This is a genomic window from Arthrobacter sp. 2762 (assembly GCF_040548745.1).
Classification (GTDB): domain Bacteria; phylum Actinomycetota; class Actinomycetes; order Actinomycetales; family Micrococcaceae; genus Arthrobacter.
The window spans coordinates 719,535-736,341 of sequence record NZ_JBEPSI010000001.1; the positions used below are offsets into that span (position 1 = coordinate 719,535).

Sequence of the window (16,807 nt, forward strand, 5' to 3'; positions counted from 1 at the left end):
CGGCAACTAGTACTACATAGGCGTGGCTGCTGCCTGGGGTCGGATCAGGCACCAGTCACGAGGAGGCGCCACCGGATGAAGCAATCTTTCCCGGCGGCGCCTCCGCCAATTTTCCGCCTAAGCGAACTTTGCCAGGGGGTTGGCCAGGCGGCCAGCCATCTGCAATCCCCCGGAGGGATCCGAGATATCGAGCATCTGTTGGTTGTTCCGCAACTGCAGCCGATTAAGGCAGGATAACTCGAAGTCCGCAGCGAACAGATCATGCATGGCGAACTGCTCCGCTAGTTCCGGATGGCGTTCCTGATATTCACGAACCACGGCAGCGGCAGTCCCCCAGAACTCGTCTTCCCGCAGCGTCCCATCCTCCACCAGGATGGCCCCCAGGAAACGGAAGATGCAGTCGAACACGTCGGTGAAGATCGCGAGCACCATTTCTTCGGCAGGAATCTCGGCCTTGACGCGGGAGACTTCCTCGGGCAACTCGAGCCGGTCTCCCATCACCACGATTTCCTCGGCGATATCCTTCATGATCGCGCGGACGGGTACACCGCCTTCCAGGATCAGGATGACATTCTCGCCGTGAGGCATGAACGCGAGCTCATACTCGTAGAGACAGTGGATCAACGGAACGAGGTAGGCCTCGAAGTAGCGACGCAGCCAATCCGTCGGAGCCAACCCGGAGCGCTGAATCAAGGCTGAGACCACCGAGGCACCGGAGGGATCCACGTGCAACAAGGACGCCATGGTGGCCAACTGCTGGCCGTCTTCAAGCAGGGGGAGGGGACTTTCCCTCCACAGAGCCGAGAGCATCTTCCGGTAGGGCGAGCCCTTGGCCGAAGCAGCCTCGTAATAGTGGTTGTGGTACCCAATGGCCGCCTTTTCACGGATCATGGCCAGGCCCCGGTTCTGGAGCTCCTGGTCATTGCCGATCAGTTGATGCAGCCAATCGTTGATCGCCGGCGTTGCCTTCATGTACTGGGGAGAAAGACCACGCATGAAGCCCATGTTCAGCACGGACATGGCCGTTTTGACGTACGCCTTCTCCGGTGAGGTGGTGTTGAAGAACGTACGGATGGACTGCTGCGCCTGGTAGGAGTCCTCGCCGCTGCCCAGGTTGACGATGTAGCGCTGGGCGATTTCTGCCGCGAACGTCACGGTGAGCTTGTTGTCCCATTGCCAGGGGTGCACCGGCATGAGCAGGTAGTCCTCAGGATCAAGGCCGGAAGCGGCAAGTTCCGCGTTGAACCATGACAGAGTTGCAGGTCCAAGTTCGGCCTCAAAGTGCGTCCGGTAATCCAAGCCTTCGCTGGACGTAAAGACGGCCCTGCTGCGATGCACAGCGATCCACTGAAGCTTCACCACAGCACCGGTTTCCGGCGCGAACGCATGGTAATCGGCAATGCCGAAACCCAGCCGGCCGTTGTTGGCAACGAAGCACGGATGCCCCTCAGCCATGCTGTGCTCGATCGCCTGAAAATCGACCGCCCGGTCCGCGCCGCGGGTGATGCCCACGGCCAACTCGGCGGAGCTAAAAGGCTTGCCCTGTTTGTAGGCGTGGCTGGCCAGTGTGCTGCTGATTTCCTCGAGGTAGACGGGCAGCATCTCCTGGCGAATGGCCAGTGCCTCGTGGAACTCGGTGATGAAGTCCAAGGCGTCCAGCGGCAGGTCCGCACCATCGCGCAGCCGGACGATCGACTCAACAGCCACGGACCAGTGTTCAAGCGCCAAGAACCGCGCACGGAAGCGGTACTCAACGGTGGCGTCGTCGCTGACAACCTTGTACAGTCCGACGCCGTCCTCCTCACGGATCAGCTCCGGTACCAGGATCCGCTCGTGCGAGAACTCGGCAATGGCTTTTCGGATCAAGTGCCTGTTGGCCACGGCCCAACGCTCCGGGGTCAGGTGGGACACAGGTTCGGTTACCTCGTAGAGGGAAGATTCAGCGGTAGTGGTCACAGGGAGTCTCCTCTGGTCGCCGCGGCAGGCGCGGCCAGAATCGGGGTCAGGGTCGCGAGGAAATCCTCGCGCGTGCAGAAGCTCAGGAGCCCCTGCTTGTGGTCTTCGGCAGGATCGACGGCGGGAAGGGTCACCACGCCGTGCTGGCGGAAGCCCACCTTCTCGTTCAGCACATGGATCTTGTGGTTACGGGCGTCGGGCTCGACGACGACGCGCTGGGCTGCGGGATCAGCGAACAGTTCCGTCATCACCGACTGCATGACGGCTGTGGTGTAACCGGGCTGCGGGTCGCCAGTGGGCGGAGACACCAGGAGGTGCATTCCCACGTCGCCGCTCTGGACCTCGTAAACGTCTGCCAACGGCGATGACTCGGGACGATACCGCTCCATCAGGAACGCGGGCACGCCGTCGTCGAGCCCCAGGAACGCCTGATGGTGACCCGATTCGGCGATCCGCGAGTACTCCTCCACAACGTCCTCCTCGGTGGCCGAAACCATCCCCCAGAACCGGGCGTACTCCTGGCTTACCCAGCTGTGGAGGACCGGTGCGTCCGCTATGGGGTCGACTGGCCGGAATGTGAAGCTCATACAGCGGCCCCCACGGTGTTCGGAACTGTTGAAGCAACTGGGGCTGGCGCACCGAACTGCTGGAACGCGATGCTCCGCTCGATCGGATAGACCTCGCGGCCGGTGATTTCCCGCAGGATGCAGGAGTTGCGGTAAGCGGCCATGCCAAGGTCCGGCGTGACGAAACCGTGGGTGTGAAGCTCAGCGTTCTGGACGAAGATTTCGCCGGGTTCGACGCCGGTTCCATAGTTACGCTCGACGTCGAAGCGGCCCTTGGCGTCGCGGCGGATCCGGTCCTGGATGCCGGCCAGGAAGGCGGGCTCCTTGTAGTTGTAGCCGGTAGCGAGAACCACGGCTTCGGACTCCAGGCTGTAATCGCGGCCGTGTTCTTCGTGGTGCAACTGCAGTGTGTGGGTGCCCGTGGCCGGGTCCCATTCAGCGGATGTTAGCGACGAGTGCGTGTGCAGCTCCGTGTCCACCATGCCGGAAAGGCTCTTGGTGTAAAGGAGGTCGTAAACGTCGTCGATCAAGTCCGAGTTGATGCCCTTGTACAGGTTCTTTTGGCTCTTGATCAGGGAATCGCGCTGCTCCCCCGGCAGCGAGTGGAAGTAGTCCACGTACTCGGGCGAGGTCATCTCCAGCGTCAGCTTGGTGTACTCCAACGGGAAGAAGCGGCCGGAGCGGGTCACCCAGTTGAGCTGGTAGCCGTACACGTCGATTTCCTGAAGGAGTTCGTAGTAAAGCTCCGCGGCACTCTGGCCGCTACCGACGATGGTGATGCTTCGCTTGGACTGCAGCTCACTCTTCCTCGAAAGGTACTCGGCATTGTGGAGGACAAGTCCGCCGCCGTCCACAATCCCTGCACAGGAGTCCGGAACGTACGGCGATGTGCCGGTTCCCAAGACCAACTTGCGGGCACAAAGCACCTCAGCGCCTTCCGGACCCTGCACCGAAAGTCGGTACACGCCGTCGTCGTACGCCACATTCAGCACATCTGTGCTAAAACGGACCGACTCAAGCTGGCCGGCCACCCACTGGCAGTACTGGTTGTATTCCGCCCGCAGCGGGTAGAAGTTTTCCCGGATGTAGAAGCGGTACAACCGTCCGGTCTGCTTGAGGAAGTTCAAAAACGAGTACGGCGACGTCGGATCGGCCAAAGTGACGAGGTCAGCCATGAACGGGACCTGCAGGTGCGCGGGCTCCAGCATCATGCCGGGGTGCCAGTCGAAGGACTCGCGACGTTCAAGGAAGATGCAGTCCAGGCCTTCCACCGGCTCGCTTAGCGCGGCGAGGCCCAGGTTGAAGGGCCCGACGCCGATGCCGGCGACGTCGTAAATCCTGCTGTTGCCTGGGGTGCTCATGCTGCAGCCTCCGTGGTGGTCGCGAGCAGTCTGGCGCCCGTCCGGCGGATAAGTTCAATGATTTCCTGAATATCCTTCAGGGAGGCCTCGGCGTTGAGGAGGGTGAATTTGAGGTAGTGGTGGCCGGCAACCTTGGTTCCGGCAATCACAGCTTCGCCCGAAGCAAAGATCGATGCGCGAATGGCCGGGTTGAGGACGTCTGCGGCGTCCTCGTCCAAGATCACGCCGCCAACGGCCGGGCGGTAGCGGAATACCAAAGTGCTCAACTGGGGTGCGGCGGCGAGTTCGAACTCGGCGTCATCGGCGAGTAGGGCGCCCACCCGGCCAGCGAGGTCGATCGCTTCGTCGAACAGCGCACCAATGGCATCGGCGCCCATGATGCGTAAGGTGAGCCAAAGCTTCAAGGCATCGAAGCGGCGGGTGGTCTGGATGCTCTTGTCCACCTGATTGGGAATTTCAGCCTTCGCGGCGCTCTCCGGATTCAGGTAGTCCGCGTAGTAGGTAACGTGGCGCATCATGGAGCCGTTGCGGACCAGGACCGCGCTGGAGCTGACGGGCTGGAAGAAGGTCTTGTGGAAGTCAATAGTGACGGAGTCGGCCAGGTGGATGCCATTCAGGAGGTGGCGGTAACGGCCGGAGACGATGAGGCCTCCACCATAGGCGCCGTCCACGTGCAGCCAGGAGTCGTAGGCGCGGACCAAGGCCGCCAGTTCGGAGAGAGGATCGACGGAACCGAAGTCGGTAGTTCCGGCGGTGGCCACTACCGCCATAGGCACCAGGCCGGCGTCGTGCGCTTCCGCCAAAGCAGCCGCAAGCGCGGTGGGGTCCATGCGGTGATCGTCAGCGGTGGGCACGGAGATGACGGCATCGAAGCCGAGCCCGAGCATGGACGCGGACTTCTGGATGCTGAAGTGGCTGTCTGCAGACGTGAAAATCCGGAGTCGGTCAAGGAGGTGCGGGAGGCGCGCGTCGCCATTCGCGGCACGCAGCCTGGCCACGGCGTGGTTGCGGGCGATCAGCAGCGCCTGGAAGTTGGACTGACTCCCGCCCGAGGTGAAGACACCATCGGCGCCGGCGTCAAAACCAATACGCTCGGCAGTCCAATCGATGAGCCGGCGCTCGATCATGGTGGCGCCGGCACTCTGGTCCCACGTATCCATGGAGGAATTCACGGCCGAAAGTACAGCTTCACCAACCAGTGCGGGGATGACCACCGGGCAGTTCAGGTGAGCCGCGTATCGGGCATCATGGAAGTAGATCGCGTCCTTGAGGTAGAGCCCGTCAAGCTCCTCAAGGGCAGCAGCCGTATCCGGCAACGGACGTTCGAGGTCCACGGCACCAACGCGGGCCTTCAGTTCTGCATGTACGACGCCGGTGAACGGCCGGGCCGTGCGCTGGACTTTGGTGGAGACAGCGTTGACTCCCTGAAGAACCTGCGCCACATAGCTGGGCGAATTTCGTGCGTTGAACAGCTGGTTTGTGGCAGCGAGGGCCAGTTCCACCTTGGAGCCAAAGTCCTGCTCCTGAGCGATCCGCTCTTCGACACTTGGTGACGTCACGTCAGCTTCCTTCCATCATTGGGCGCTAGTTAGCAAAGGCAAGCCTTACTTAGGCTTGCCTTTTCGTCAAACTTTTGTGACCTATTTCGCCTGACGCCCGTGCTCTCGCCGTTTTTGGGGAAGAGGAAGCGTCATTGACTTTTATTGGAAGCTGCCGCCGTGGAGAATACCCCGGCTCTTACCCAAGAGCTGTAGAGTCAACGGCACAGAAACTCTACGGTTGGGGGACCAGTGGCTGACGAGATACACGAGCGGATCGGATTCCGCGAGATTGATGAACACGGGAATGCGGTGCGGGCAGTGAGTCCACACGACCCGGAAGCCCCTGAACGGGGACGGAGGCGAGTGCTCGTGAACCCCTTCGTCGTGGCCCTTTGGGTGCTGGACGCTGGGTTGGTGTGGTTTTGCTTCTGGGCTTTCGAAGCCGTTGCGGCAATGACCGGTCCGACGGCGCCAAATCCCTCAGCCCAGGTAAATTTTATGGTCCTCCAGTCCGTTCCCTACGTCATTCCAGGGACCATCCTGGTCACAGCCGCACTCCTGTTCTGGCACGCCTGGCAATGGCAGAAGAAGCACTCCATTACCTAGACCTTCGCCTAACGCCGGACAGCTTTGCGGCACCCCATCAGGAACAGTACGAAACCGGAAAGGATAAGGACAGCAACCGGCAGGATGGAGAACGCGACTCCCGTGTTGGCCAATGCTCCAGATGCTCCAGCTGACGAATTGGCAGCGGTCACAGACTCGCTGGGATTAACTGGCTCGCTGAGCTGTTTCGGAACGGCCCCATTCGGAACGGGCCGGGAGGCGGCGTCCTGTCCTGATTGCGCCGCTATCCGCAGGAAAGCCTCTTCGGCCTCCTTCTGCCCCGTCCGCGGGAAGGCCACTGCGGTTGTGGCAGGATGCGTTGTTACCCGCCCACCTGCCCAAGACGTCCCCATAGCTGTTGCCGCGTTAGTGATGTTGCCTGCTTTGACGTCCCACCACGTGAGTTTGTAGCTTGCCGAAGCAGTCACAGTTTCACCGGGCAGCAATTCGCCCGCGACTCTGGGCCACACGTAGACCAGTGGCCCGAGTCCCCGCACGTGATCCTCAATGGAGACGTCCTTGAGGGCGGCGTTTCCGGCGTTCTTCGCGGTGAAGTTATACGTGATGACCTGGCCCACCTGAGCGGGATCACCCACCGCAGAGGCATCTGCAGTGGTCGAGAATTCAAGGCTTGCATCCGGTGACAACGGCGTATCTGTAGTCACCGGCAACGAGGCCGTGAGGCCGCCGACGCCTGGAACGCCGGCGAGCGTAGCCGAGTTGGCGACCTTACCGGCGTCGAGGTCTGTCTGGGTGATCCTGAAGTCAGCAACGGCGGTCAGTGTTTGACCAGGCAGCAGCTGGCCTGGAATTCCGGGCCACGAGTATGCCAACTCCGGAAGCCCTGCAAGGGTGTTGTTGATGACCACATCCGTCAGTGGCACGTTTCCACGGTTCGTTGCCCCAAAGCTGTAGCGAATCACATCCCCCACCTGCGCTGGCGAGTGGACAGCGGAGGCATCAGCGCCGTGAGTAAACCCGAGGCCTGGAAGTGGCGCAGCGGTGCCAGCCAGAATGCACGTAATGTCTGCCCCGGGGACGGGCGTTAGTGCAAACGGCCGGTCAACCGCCGCTCCTGCAGGTAAATTCGGCTGCAGGCCAGCGGCGTCGGTACAGGTGATGTTCCGGTGGTAATTGGACGGGATTCCGCCCGCTTCCGTGAGGTAGTAGGTAGTGCCCGCCTCGGCCGCCGTGTGCCCCGTGACACCAGTACCAGCGGCGATGAACGCCGCAGATCCTACGGTGGTGGAGTGATCAATGGCATTCACCACGGGACCGATAGGAGACCCCGCACGGATCTCCATGGTGAATTGGTCGGAGACGGCAGCGCGGGCGGTGGTCAGCGCTTTGCCCAGCATGATCCGGGGAGCCCGGACCACAAGGGAAGAAGCCACTGCAGGAGGGTTCAAGTTGGTTTTAATATCCGCGGATGCGCTGGAATACGTGCCCTCGGCTGCAACGGTCACATCCACCACGACGGTGCACGAGGCCTGACCCCGATGGAGGTCGCCCCCGGAAATCGAAAGAGTTCCGCTGCCAGCATCTGCCGAACGAAGGAATGGATGGGTTCCGGGAACCTGAGCGCACGTTCCCCCCATGTTTGGACGCCCGGCGATCGTCAGTCCGGAAGGAAGCACCTGATTGAGGGACCAGTCGTGCTTCGCGTTGAGCTCGCTGGTATTGGTGACGGTGAGGGTGAGGGTGGAAATCCCGCCGGGGCCCACCACCGAGGGCGTGAAGGATTGCTTCAATTGCGGAGTGACGTCCATCAGGCGCACATCGTCAAAGGCGCCATCGTTCCCGTTGGTGGTGCCGTTGTTGTTCCACATTTCAAGCCCCAGGGAGTTTCCGGTGGCCTGGACCGCGGTGTTTGACGTCATCGAGTTGATGTTGACGGTCCTGGTGACGGTTCCGGGGGTTCCGCCGACGTCGCTGGTGACTCGTTGCTGGAAGGAGTCAACGTTGGGATCGTCCGAGGTTTGGCACCCGTTGAGTGGATTCCCGATGGGTGTGACTGCCCCAGCACTGTCAACCGTGGCGAACTGATAGGACGGATCGCCCTCAGCCAGGCCGCAATTCATGTACGCCGTGTTGAGGCCGAAAGTGTAATAGTGGCCCGCGGTCACCGGGATAGGGCGGGTGGTCCTGAACATCACCCCATCAGCGGGCCCTGACGGGATGGCGTCGCACACTGATCCGCTGGAGCTGGTGGACGGGCATTCAGTGTAAGAGCTGTTGACGTGATTGGTGGTGGGAGAAGCTGGGGTGAACTGTTGACCCATGGCCAAGGCCAACATACGCATGTACTGATAGCTGCGGACATCCCCGAGCTCGGCACACCTGTTGTTTTTGCCTTCGGCCGCCGTTCCGGACTGCGCCCATGTGGGCGTGGTTGAATTCCGATAGCTCAGGATGACGCCGTTGCACCTGGCGGCGTCGATCCAAGCTGGGGAACCTGTGTACGCCTGGCCGCCCTTGCCAACGTAGTGCTTTGACCCGGGAGCGGAGTAAGACTGCGCGCCGAGGGCGGAGTTGGGGCTACCGTGCTCGAAATTCTCCGAGAACACCACAGTGCCCGGCTGCGTGGCATCGGGCGTCGAGGATGTCGAAGGCGTAGATGGCATTGATGGCGCTATCGCCTGCGCAGGAGCAAGTTGAAGGCCGGCCAGCGCCGAAGTAGCACTAAGGGCGGAGAGAAGTATCACCAAAGTTCTGGCCAGGAGGGAATTCTTCACGGCTGTTGCTTGTCTTTCCGTCGTCCCCAAGCGCCCCGGTTTCAAGTCCCAGGCAATGGCGCTTGGCACTTCCGCTTCCAAGGAAGCCGATGCGCACAGATATTGTCAGCCTCTTAGTGTTGGCTGACTCCGAATCGTGACGGAGAAAAGTGAAGAATTTTTTGGGCATTCTTTCGGCCAGGTTCGGCCCTGGAGTTCAGCGCTCGGAAATCAGCGGCCAGCGCCTAATGAAAACCGTTGGCGAAGGACTTGGTAACGATGTGCTCTCCGCCGAGTTGGTAGTTCAGTGTGCCGCCTTGATCGGGGTTCGGGATTGAAACGCCCAGTTCGAATGCCAGGCTGGCAGGATCAATGGACGCCGTGGTGCACCGGATCAACCGATTGTCCACAGCGGGATCCGAGCACGACCATCCGGACGGTGCCGAGAATTTCCCCGGGATGAACGTGGCATTCTCCGGCAGGCTGAAGGTTGTTTCACCGGAGCTTTGTACCGAGTCTCCAAGCAGTGAAAAGCCCACACTGATATCGCGCTCGAGTAGCCCGCCGCCGGCTTCCACGCCAAAAACAGCGTCGACCGTCTGTGACGGGGCAGCCGTTGGAGGTACGGCCTCTGTGGTTGAGGATACCGTCCCGGAGTTCGTGACAACTGCTGCCCGCGGCCTGGCAATTTCCTCGGATACAGGACGGGGGCCAATCTCTACTGGTGCAAAAGGTTGCGGCAACTGCACCGTTGACTGAGCTGGGGACGGCACGTTGGGCACGTCCTTTGTGGGGCTGGACGCCGAGGGTGAGGCAGAGGTGCTTGGAGCATCGCCGGCGTTATTGACCTCGGCACCGGACTGCCCGAACCACGCGACCAGACCAAAAATCGCCACGCCTGCAGCAACAGCCGCAGCAACAGCAACCTTCCACACGTGGCCGAGGGATCGAACGGTTGCGTGTCCTTCCCCTGTGAGGCCCGAAGGGCTCGATACCGAGAGCAACCCCGCAACCGCGCCAGGAGTCAGTGCGATGCCCGTCACCAGGGGGAAGAGAGCTGCCCGCATGGCACCTTGGATGTGGTTGAGTTCAAACAGCAGTGCTGTGCACTTTGAGCAGGTCTCCAGATGCGCGCTGACCTTTTCGCTTGAGGTCCGTTTCAGCGCGTTCCGTGCATATTTGCCCAACTGGCCGGAATACTCCGCGCACTCATCGTCAGGAGCAAGCACCACGTGGCTTTGCAAATACGCCTGACGGAGTCCCTCTCTTGCCCGGATGAGCAAAGATGACACTCCATTGGGGCTGACACCTATGAACGGCGCAGCTGCGGCCGGCTTCATGCCCTCAATATCCACATGCCAGAGCACCGCTTGCCAGCGTTCAGGAAGGGACTTGAACGCCGTCGCCACGGCCGAGGATTCGAATTCCCTCAAGATGGGGTCGGCGTCGACGACGGCGGTATCCAGCATGGCGTCGTCAGGGGCAGACTGGGTGAGCCTGGCTTTCCGGTTCCGCGCATGCGCTGTCCGCTGCACGACTGTCAGCAGGTAGGCGCGAAAGAACTCCCGTGGTCCTTTGCCGCTGCTAAGAGCCTGAAACACCGATGCGAATGCCTCGGCGACGATGTCGTCGGCGTCACTCGGGTTATCAGAGTTCGCCCGCGCAACGTATTGCGCAGCAGCCAGATGCCGGCGGTACAACGAGTCAAAGGCATCGGTGTCGCCTCCTCGGACCGCCGCAATGATTTCCTGATCGCTGACTGGTCCAGCGGTGACGGTTCCGCCGCTGGAACCAGTATCAAAATCGCTCCCCATAGGCCCAGTGTGACAGCAAATTCCGGGATGACTTGAATCGCAGGGTACTGAGGACTAAAGGGTCAAATTACTTGGAATTTCTGCGACACGATCCGGCAGGAAGGTGCACTAATCAGTTGGGAGGAGTCGTGTATCGGCCGCCCATCAGGCGTCAGTTTGGACCCGGGAGCCCTACTCGTTGTCCGGTTCGCCTACAGGTTTCTCGGCGGGCCAGTCGACGTCCTGCTCGTAGCCCTCATGCTTCTGCAGGTATGCCGCGATGTACGGGCAATGCGGAATGATGCGCTTGCCGGATGCCACCACATCATCCAAGGCAAAATGTGCCAACACCTTGGCCAGCCCCTGGCCTTTGAACTGTGACTTTGTCTCGGTATGGGTGAAATCGATGTGACCGGGCCTATCGATGAATTGGGATATCACCGCCAACTCCCCGTCTACGCGGAGTTCATAGCGATGGAATTTGTCGTTTCGAACTGTGGTGACGCCAGCGCGGAACGAGTCTGCCAATGATTCAGTGTGCTCGGTCATGATTCGAGATTGGCACGTAAACCCTGCGCTGGCAATGTGGACTGCTTTCCCCCGGGCGTTGGCGTCTCGTCCGGTCCCGACGGCGGCAGCACCGGCGTCGGGACCCTGCCAAGCAGCAGGACTGCGAGCGCGAAGCACGCGGCTCCCCCGCCCAGGAGCGCCAGCGTCAGGCCATTGAATGCGGCATCTGCAACCGGGACCAGAACCACGACGGCGGCGGTCACCACAGCGGTGCGCGAGGGACCCCGCGCGTGGCTGGCCGCCGTCGGACGGTTCTCCAGGCGACCAAGGAGCAGCACGACCGGCAGCAGCAGGGCTACGACGGCGAAGAAGACGGGAATGCGTCCCCACCACCATTCCGCTGTGCCGTCGGCCGGTTTGGGAAAGTCTGTGAGTAAGAGGAGCCCGGACATGCCCACCAGGAGAGGAAGATGCCAGAGGTAAACGGTCATGGACCGGCGGCCCGCCACCGCAATAGTCGTCTGGACCCAGCGGACAGAGGCGATCCAGCGTATGCCTTTTCCCAGAAGTTGGAGGGTGGCAGTCTGTGAAATAGCCAGCAGAAGCAGGCAAAGGTTGGGTGGGTTGATGTTCACCACCATGTTGCCCGGATATACGCCCACGCCGGTCACCAGCCCGAGCAACACGTTGCTGACTATGATCGCCCCAACCAGCCAGGTTCTGCTGCGATGCTCAAGAAAGCCGTCGGCCACGAAGAAGCCGAGCTGCTGGACTGCGCACCAGACAAACACCATGTTGACGAAGGCAAGAACCGGGACAGCGCCGCGGAGGGAATCGACGGTAATGATCAGCGCCACGAGGACGCCCAACGTCGGCAGCGGAGCACGTTGATGAAGCCGGGCCATGAGCGGGATGCTGACCTGTGCTGTGAGGTAGGCGGCCAGGAACCAGAGGGGCATCGCGGCACCGGTGGTCATCAACTGGATCACCTGTGGATCAACACCGAGGAGCAGTGCCGCCCAAAGCCCCGCCCACATCACGGCGAGCAGGGCCATGGCGGGGCGGACCAAGCGAAGGAGTCGCAGCTGCGCGAAGTCGAAGCCCGTGCCGCCGCGTGCTTTCAGGCGTCGCCACGACTGCAACCCGGTGACGCCGCCCAGGACGAAGAACAGCGGGACGATCATGAGCACCCAAACCACGGGCGTGAACCAGCTTTGGTCCATGAGAGTGTTTTCCGTGGTGACTTTCCCGTCCCTGTGCAGAACGGGGCTGACCATCATGCAGTGGGCCGCGACCACCAGGAGCAGGCAGATGAGGCGGACAAGGTCGATTGCTGGATCACGCCGCGCAGCCGAAGCTCCCGGCACAGCCGTGCTCCGGCTGGCGGGAGGATGAACCGGTTTTGCCCGCTGCATGGCCCTCCCTACGACTCCACGCCCCTGCGTGTTGACTCCATTGTCCGCCCCGGGTGCCGTGCGGACCAGCGGTGCTGGCGTTGGCAGGTGCTAGTGGCCCGGCCTGGTCAGTAACCGCCTCCGTTCCTCCGGGTCCAAGGCGCCAGCGCATGCGGCCGCGGCCAGACCGAACGATCCGTCAAGTACTGCCTTGTCGGCGCCAACCGAAGCGCCAAAGGCGGCGAATTCGGCTGTGTGATGGGCTGCGCCACGAACGTCGTAGCCAACCATCGGGTGGATGGTTGGCACCAGTTGGGAGACATTCCCCATGTCCGTTGAGGCCACGGGATCGGCATTGAAGACAACGTCCCGTCCGATGGCCGTCATGGCTGCGCGGTAGGCATGCGATAGGAACGGGTCTTGTCGGAGTTCGGCGTAGTCATTGCCGGTTGGCGTGACTTCCAGGGTGCAACCGCTGGCGTGGGCGCCTGCTTCGAGGCAGCGCCGGACCTTGTCCTGGATGATTCGCAGCTTCTCGATGCTCGGAGCCCGCATCTCAACGCTCGCCCGTGCACGCTCGGGGATGACGTTGACGGCGCTTCCACCTTCAGTGACGATCAGCGAAATGATCGACCCGATCGGGAGCTGTTGCCTCGCCAGCGCAATGGCCGTCTGCGCGACGACAAGTGCGTCCAGGGCGTTGACCCCTTCCATCGGGGCAGCAGCGGCGTGGGCCGGCCTGCCCTCGAACAACACGTCCCACATGGACATCGCCAACGACGAACCTCCTACTACGTCAGCCGCACCGGCGTGAACCATCATCGCCAGCGAGACGTCCTCGAAGAAGCCTTCCGCGATCAGGTCCACTTTGCCGCCGGTGGTCTCCTCCGCCGGCGTTCCGAGCACTTTGACAGTGATGCCGAGCTCGTCGGCCACCGCCGCCAGGGCCAGCGCCGCCCCCACAGCACTGGCAGCATTGACGTTGTGCCCGCAGGCGTGGCCAATGTCCGGCAGGGCGTCATACTCAGCGCAGAGGGCCACCACCAGTTCACCGCTTCCGTAGCTCGCGCTCAACGCGGTGGCCTGCAGTGGCTGGCAATCATCGAGGCGGAAGCCAGCAGTACGGAGAAGCCGCCTGATGCGCTTGACGGCACGGAACTCCTGACCGCCGAGCTCCGGATCGGCGTGGATGGCGTGGCTGAGGTCCAGCAGGTCCGGTTTCCACCGCTCGATGGCGGCCTTCAGCGCGGCCTCGATCTCGCCTTGGGATACGCGTACGACGGCGGCCTCGCGGCTCTTGCTGTTAAGACCAGCGGCGATCATGCGGACACCTCGGCGTTCTCGCGCTTCGGGTAGCGGGCGCTTGCCGCCGCCGCGATCAGTGCGGCCACTGCCAAGGCTCCCCAGATGGACAGAAGCCCGGCCTCAGTGATGCGGCCGGATTCGACGGATGCAGATGAGATCAGCTTCACCACGGCCGCACCCACGGCGATCCCTACAGACAACGCGAGCTCATTGAGTCCGGCCGCAGTTGAAGTTTCCGCCAATGGGACGCCTTCCACAGACAATGAGCGGGTCCCGGCCTGGTACATCCCCAGGCTTAGGTTGAACATGGCGAAGCCCAAGCAGTAACCGGACAAAGTCCCGTGCGCCAGGATCATGACCAGGAAACCGCATGCCAGGAGGAGGCCGGCAAAGACGAGTGTGGCCCGCTCACCGAATTTTCGCAAAACCCGGGCCGTGAGCAGCGAGGACACAAGCGAGAGAACGGAGGCCAAGGCCAGGACAATGGCGATCATCAAGGGGCTCAGGGCAAATCCGTAACCCGTCTTGTCGGGATTGGAGTGCAGGAATATCCCGTTGGTGCCGAAGTAGCTGATGGACGCGAAGCCAAAGAAGAACGTGGCGAGTGAAATGGAGCGGATCCGCGGAATGGCCAGCATCCGCAGGTCCATGAAACGTTTACCCTGGGTTGCACTGAAATCACTCTTGGCCCAGTAGGCCAGAAGGGATACGCCCAGCAGGCCAGCGACCAAAGTGCGGGCATCCAGCCAACCCCATTCGGGCGCCATCGAGAGCGCCACAACAAAACCAATGAGACCGAGCGAGCAAGCCAGCAACGGCCCAAGCGCGATGCCCTCACGAGTCGGCACACCGGCGTCGGGCAGTAAGAAGGATGAGATGAAGGCGACCACCGCGAAAGGAACCGCCACCCAGAAACCGAGTGTCGGACTGGTGACCCCAACGATTCCGGCAAAGAGTCCGCCGGCTCCCACCATGATCATGAGCATCCCGATCATGACGCTCACGCCAGTGCGCGTATGCCCAGGGCTGCTAACACGCAGGATGCCCATCATGAGGGGGATGAAGCCCACCACGCAGGTAAGCATGACCACGCCGATCGTTACTGTCCACAGCGAGGGCCACAACGCCATCTGAAGCACTCCGAGCGTCACTACCCCTGTGGACCAGCGCAGCACCAGCCTGTATCCGTAGCTGTCGCCGAGCCTTGAAATGATCGGAGTGAGAACCGCAAAGCTCACGTTGGAGATCAGGAAGATGCCGTTGATGGTTGGATCGTCGATGTCGAAGACGGGTCCGAGCGCGGGGAGGATCGGGTTCAGGTACCCCTGGGTGACCCCGCTCAGTGATTCAATCAATGCCATTGCGAAGATCATTCCCGCAATGGACCGGCGCGTTCCTGACGCCGCCGCTAGTGCTGTCTTGCTTCCCATGTGCTTCCTTGTGGTCTTGGGCCTGTTGAGGGTGGGCCGCCGATTAGTGATGCGAGTCACGACGATATTGTGCTCGTCTAGACTGGTTGGAAAATTGTTTGAAATAGACATGAAGAAGGTTCCGGTGAACGAATCAGCCATAATTTCTGAGCTGGACCTCGAAATCCTGAATGCCCTCCAAATCAATCCGAGGGCAGAGTGGAGCCGGATTGCTGACGCCCTTGAGCTGTCTGCGCCCACAGTGGCAAGGCGATGGAACGCCCTCGCCGGCCAGGGCCAGGCTTGGATCACACCTGCACCCGGACAGCGCTATCTCAGTGCCGGGTGGTCTGCCTTCATCCATCTGTCATCCTCGCCCAGCGAGAGCGAGGCGCTGATCGAGCAGTTGTGCTCCGAACCTGCGTTCGGCACTGTTTCTTTGGTGACAGGCGCGCACGATCTCTTCATTGACTGCTTTGCATCCAGCCATGAAGAGTTGATGGATATCGTCACGGGCGCCTTTCCAAGGCTGCCCGGCGTCACCCATCGTGAGGTCGTTTTCGTCACCAAGTTGTATCGACAGGCCTCAGAATGGCGCAGCGGCACGCTTGAACCCGCACGTGCAAGGCTCGTGTCAGCGGAACCCCTGCCCGAGCAGTCGGCCTACGCCCCGGACCGGCTTGATGCAGCATTGTTGGAAGAGCTCGCCAAGGATGGCAGGGCGAGCTGGGCGGAACTGGGTGCCGCCTGCCGCGTTTCGCCCCAAACAGCCCGACGGCGGGTGGAAAGGTTCCTGGCTACCGGCTACATGACGCTGAGATGCGATGCGTCCAGCTCCGCCCAGCAGGGACTGAGGGAAGTGACGCTCGTCCTGAACGTTCCAGCTGAGTACGTTGACGGTGTGGGCAGCTTCTTCGCGGCCTTGCCCAACTGTCGCTTGAGCGCCCAAGTCCTTGGCGCACAGAACCTGCTGGTCACTTTGTGGGTCCGGGACTATCTGGAGGTCCAGGCCTACGAACGCGAACTTGCCCAGCGGGCTCCCGGAAGTGCAGTCATCTCAAGGCAGGCTGTAGTCCGGACCTTTAAGCGGTTGGGCCACGTCCTGGACGAAGCAGGTCGCAGCCGCAGCGTGGTACCCCTGCCGCTGTGGCGGGAGACTTCCTAAGCGTTATTCACAACCGCTTATCGTGCTCTGGACTGGATGGCGAAACACCGGCAGGATCGAACCCATGACTACGTCCATTTTCGTGAACCTGCCCGTCAGCGACCTCGAGGCGTCCAAGGCCTTCTACACCGCCCTCGGCTACTCCATCAATCCGAACTTCACCGATGAGACTGCCGCTTGCGTGGTCTTTAGCGACACCATCTACACAATGCTCCTGACTCACGACAAATTCAGTCAGTTCACCAGTCAGCCCATCGCGGACACTCAGAACTCGACGGCGGCAATTGTTGCCATCTCTGCCGACAGCCGCGAAGGTGTAGATGCCTTGGCCGCTAAGGCGCTCGAAGCCGGAGGTTCCGAGACGTACGACCCCAAGGACCTCGGGTTCATGTACAGCAGGGCGTTCCGTGACCTCGACGGCCACCACTGGGAGGTTGTGTGGATGGACCAGGCCGCAGCGCAGAGCGGCCCGCCGGAGCACTAAGCA

The 16,807-nt window shown here is 61.7% G+C and carries 13 protein-coding genes; 3 read left to right on the plus strand and 10 right to left on the minus strand.

Annotation, left to right across the window (positions count from 1 at the left end; translation table 11 throughout):
- Positions 1–117: 117 nt before the first annotated feature.
- Genes ABIE18_RS03555 through ABIE18_RS03570 form a run of 4 tightly spaced genes read right to left on the minus strand, consistent with a single transcriptional unit; the run spans position 118 to position 5,442 of the window.
- Positions 118–1,956 carry an IucA/IucC family protein gene (locus ABIE18_RS03555; RefSeq protein ID WP_499721223.1) on the minus strand — a complete coding sequence of 613 codons (1,839 nt, stop codon included), beginning with the start codon at positions 1,954–1,956 and terminating at the stop codon, positions 118–120.
- The gene (locus tag ABIE18_RS03560; protein WP_499721224.1) at positions 1,953–2,543 is read right to left on the minus strand and encodes a GNAT family N-acetyltransferase; all 591 of its coding nucleotides are present in this window, start codon (positions 2,541–2,543) and stop codon (positions 1,953–1,955) included. The genes ABIE18_RS03555 and ABIE18_RS03560 overlap by 4 nt, the downstream gene beginning before the upstream one ends.
- On the minus strand, positions 2,540–3,883 hold the full coding sequence (locus ABIE18_RS03565) for a lysine N(6)-hydroxylase/L-ornithine N(5)-oxygenase family protein (protein ID WP_499721225.1): 1,344 nt from the start codon (positions 3,881–3,883) through the stop codon (positions 2,540–2,542). The genes ABIE18_RS03560 and ABIE18_RS03565 overlap by 4 nt, the downstream gene beginning before the upstream one ends.
- Positions 3,880–5,442, minus strand: coding sequence for a pyridoxal phosphate-dependent decarboxylase family protein (locus ABIE18_RS03570; RefSeq protein ID WP_499721226.1), 1,563 nt, complete (start codon positions 5,440–5,442; stop codon positions 3,880–3,882). Before ABIE18_RS03570 ends, ABIE18_RS03565 begins: the two co-directional genes overlap by 4 nt.
- Positions 5,443–5,673: 231 nt before the next feature.
- Here ABIE18_RS03570 and ABIE18_RS03575 point away from each other — a divergent pair, with 231 nt between their 5' ends.
- Positions 5,674–6,030 carry a hypothetical protein gene (locus tag ABIE18_RS03575; RefSeq protein ID WP_499721227.1) on the plus strand — a complete coding sequence of 119 codons (357 nt, stop codon included), beginning with the start codon at positions 5,674–5,676 and terminating at the stop codon, positions 6,028–6,030.
- Positions 6,031–6,038: 8 nt separating this feature from the next.
- Here the strand turns inward: ABIE18_RS03575 and ABIE18_RS03580 are convergent, their stop codons facing one another.
- The 6 genes from ABIE18_RS03580 to ABIE18_RS03605 form a co-directional block, all read right to left on the minus strand.
- Positions 6,039–8,765, minus strand: a complete 2,727-nt coding sequence (locus tag ABIE18_RS03580; RefSeq protein ID WP_499721228.1) for a CLIPPER-2 domain-containing protein — start codon at positions 8,763–8,765, stop codon at positions 6,039–6,041.
- Between the two features lie 224 nt (positions 8,766–8,989).
- Positions 8,990–10,558 carry an RNA polymerase sigma factor gene (locus ABIE18_RS03585; RefSeq protein ID WP_499721230.1) on the minus strand — a complete coding sequence of 523 codons (1,569 nt, stop codon included), beginning with the start codon at positions 10,556–10,558 and terminating at the stop codon, positions 8,990–8,992.
- 171 nt (positions 10,559–10,729) lie between these two features.
- Positions 10,730–11,086 carry a GNAT family N-acetyltransferase gene (locus ABIE18_RS03590; protein ID WP_431117533.1) on the minus strand — a complete coding sequence of 119 codons (357 nt, stop codon included), beginning with the start codon at positions 11,084–11,086 and terminating at the stop codon, positions 10,730–10,732.
- Positions 11,083–12,462, minus strand: a complete 1,380-nt coding sequence (locus ABIE18_RS03595) for an acyltransferase family protein (RefSeq protein ID WP_499721231.1) — start codon at positions 12,460–12,462, stop codon at positions 11,083–11,085. Before ABIE18_RS03595 ends, ABIE18_RS03590 begins: the two co-directional genes overlap by 4 nt.
- 90 nt (positions 12,463–12,552) lie before the next feature.
- Positions 12,553–13,764 carry an amidohydrolase gene (locus ABIE18_RS03600; protein WP_499721232.1) on the minus strand — a complete coding sequence of 404 codons (1,212 nt, stop codon included), beginning with the start codon at positions 13,762–13,764 and terminating at the stop codon, positions 12,553–12,555.
- A complete protein-coding gene (locus ABIE18_RS03605; RefSeq protein WP_499721233.1) occupies positions 13,761–15,176 on the minus strand; it encodes an MFS transporter in 1,416 nt (471 codons plus the stop codon). The genes ABIE18_RS03600 and ABIE18_RS03605 overlap by 4 nt, the downstream gene beginning before the upstream one ends.
- 94 nt (positions 15,177–15,270) lie before the next feature.
- On the opposite strand from ABIE18_RS03605, the gene ABIE18_RS03610 reads away from it, so the two are divergent.
- Entirely contained in the window at positions 15,271–16,320 is a 1,050-nt protein-coding gene (locus ABIE18_RS03610) for an Lrp/AsnC family transcriptional regulator (protein ID WP_499721234.1), read from the plus strand.
- A gap of 64 nt (positions 16,321–16,384) precedes the next feature.
- Entirely contained in the window at positions 16,385–16,804 is a 420-nt protein-coding gene (locus ABIE18_RS03615; RefSeq protein WP_499721235.1) for a VOC family protein, read from the plus strand.
- Positions 16,805–16,807 lie beyond the last annotated feature (3 nt).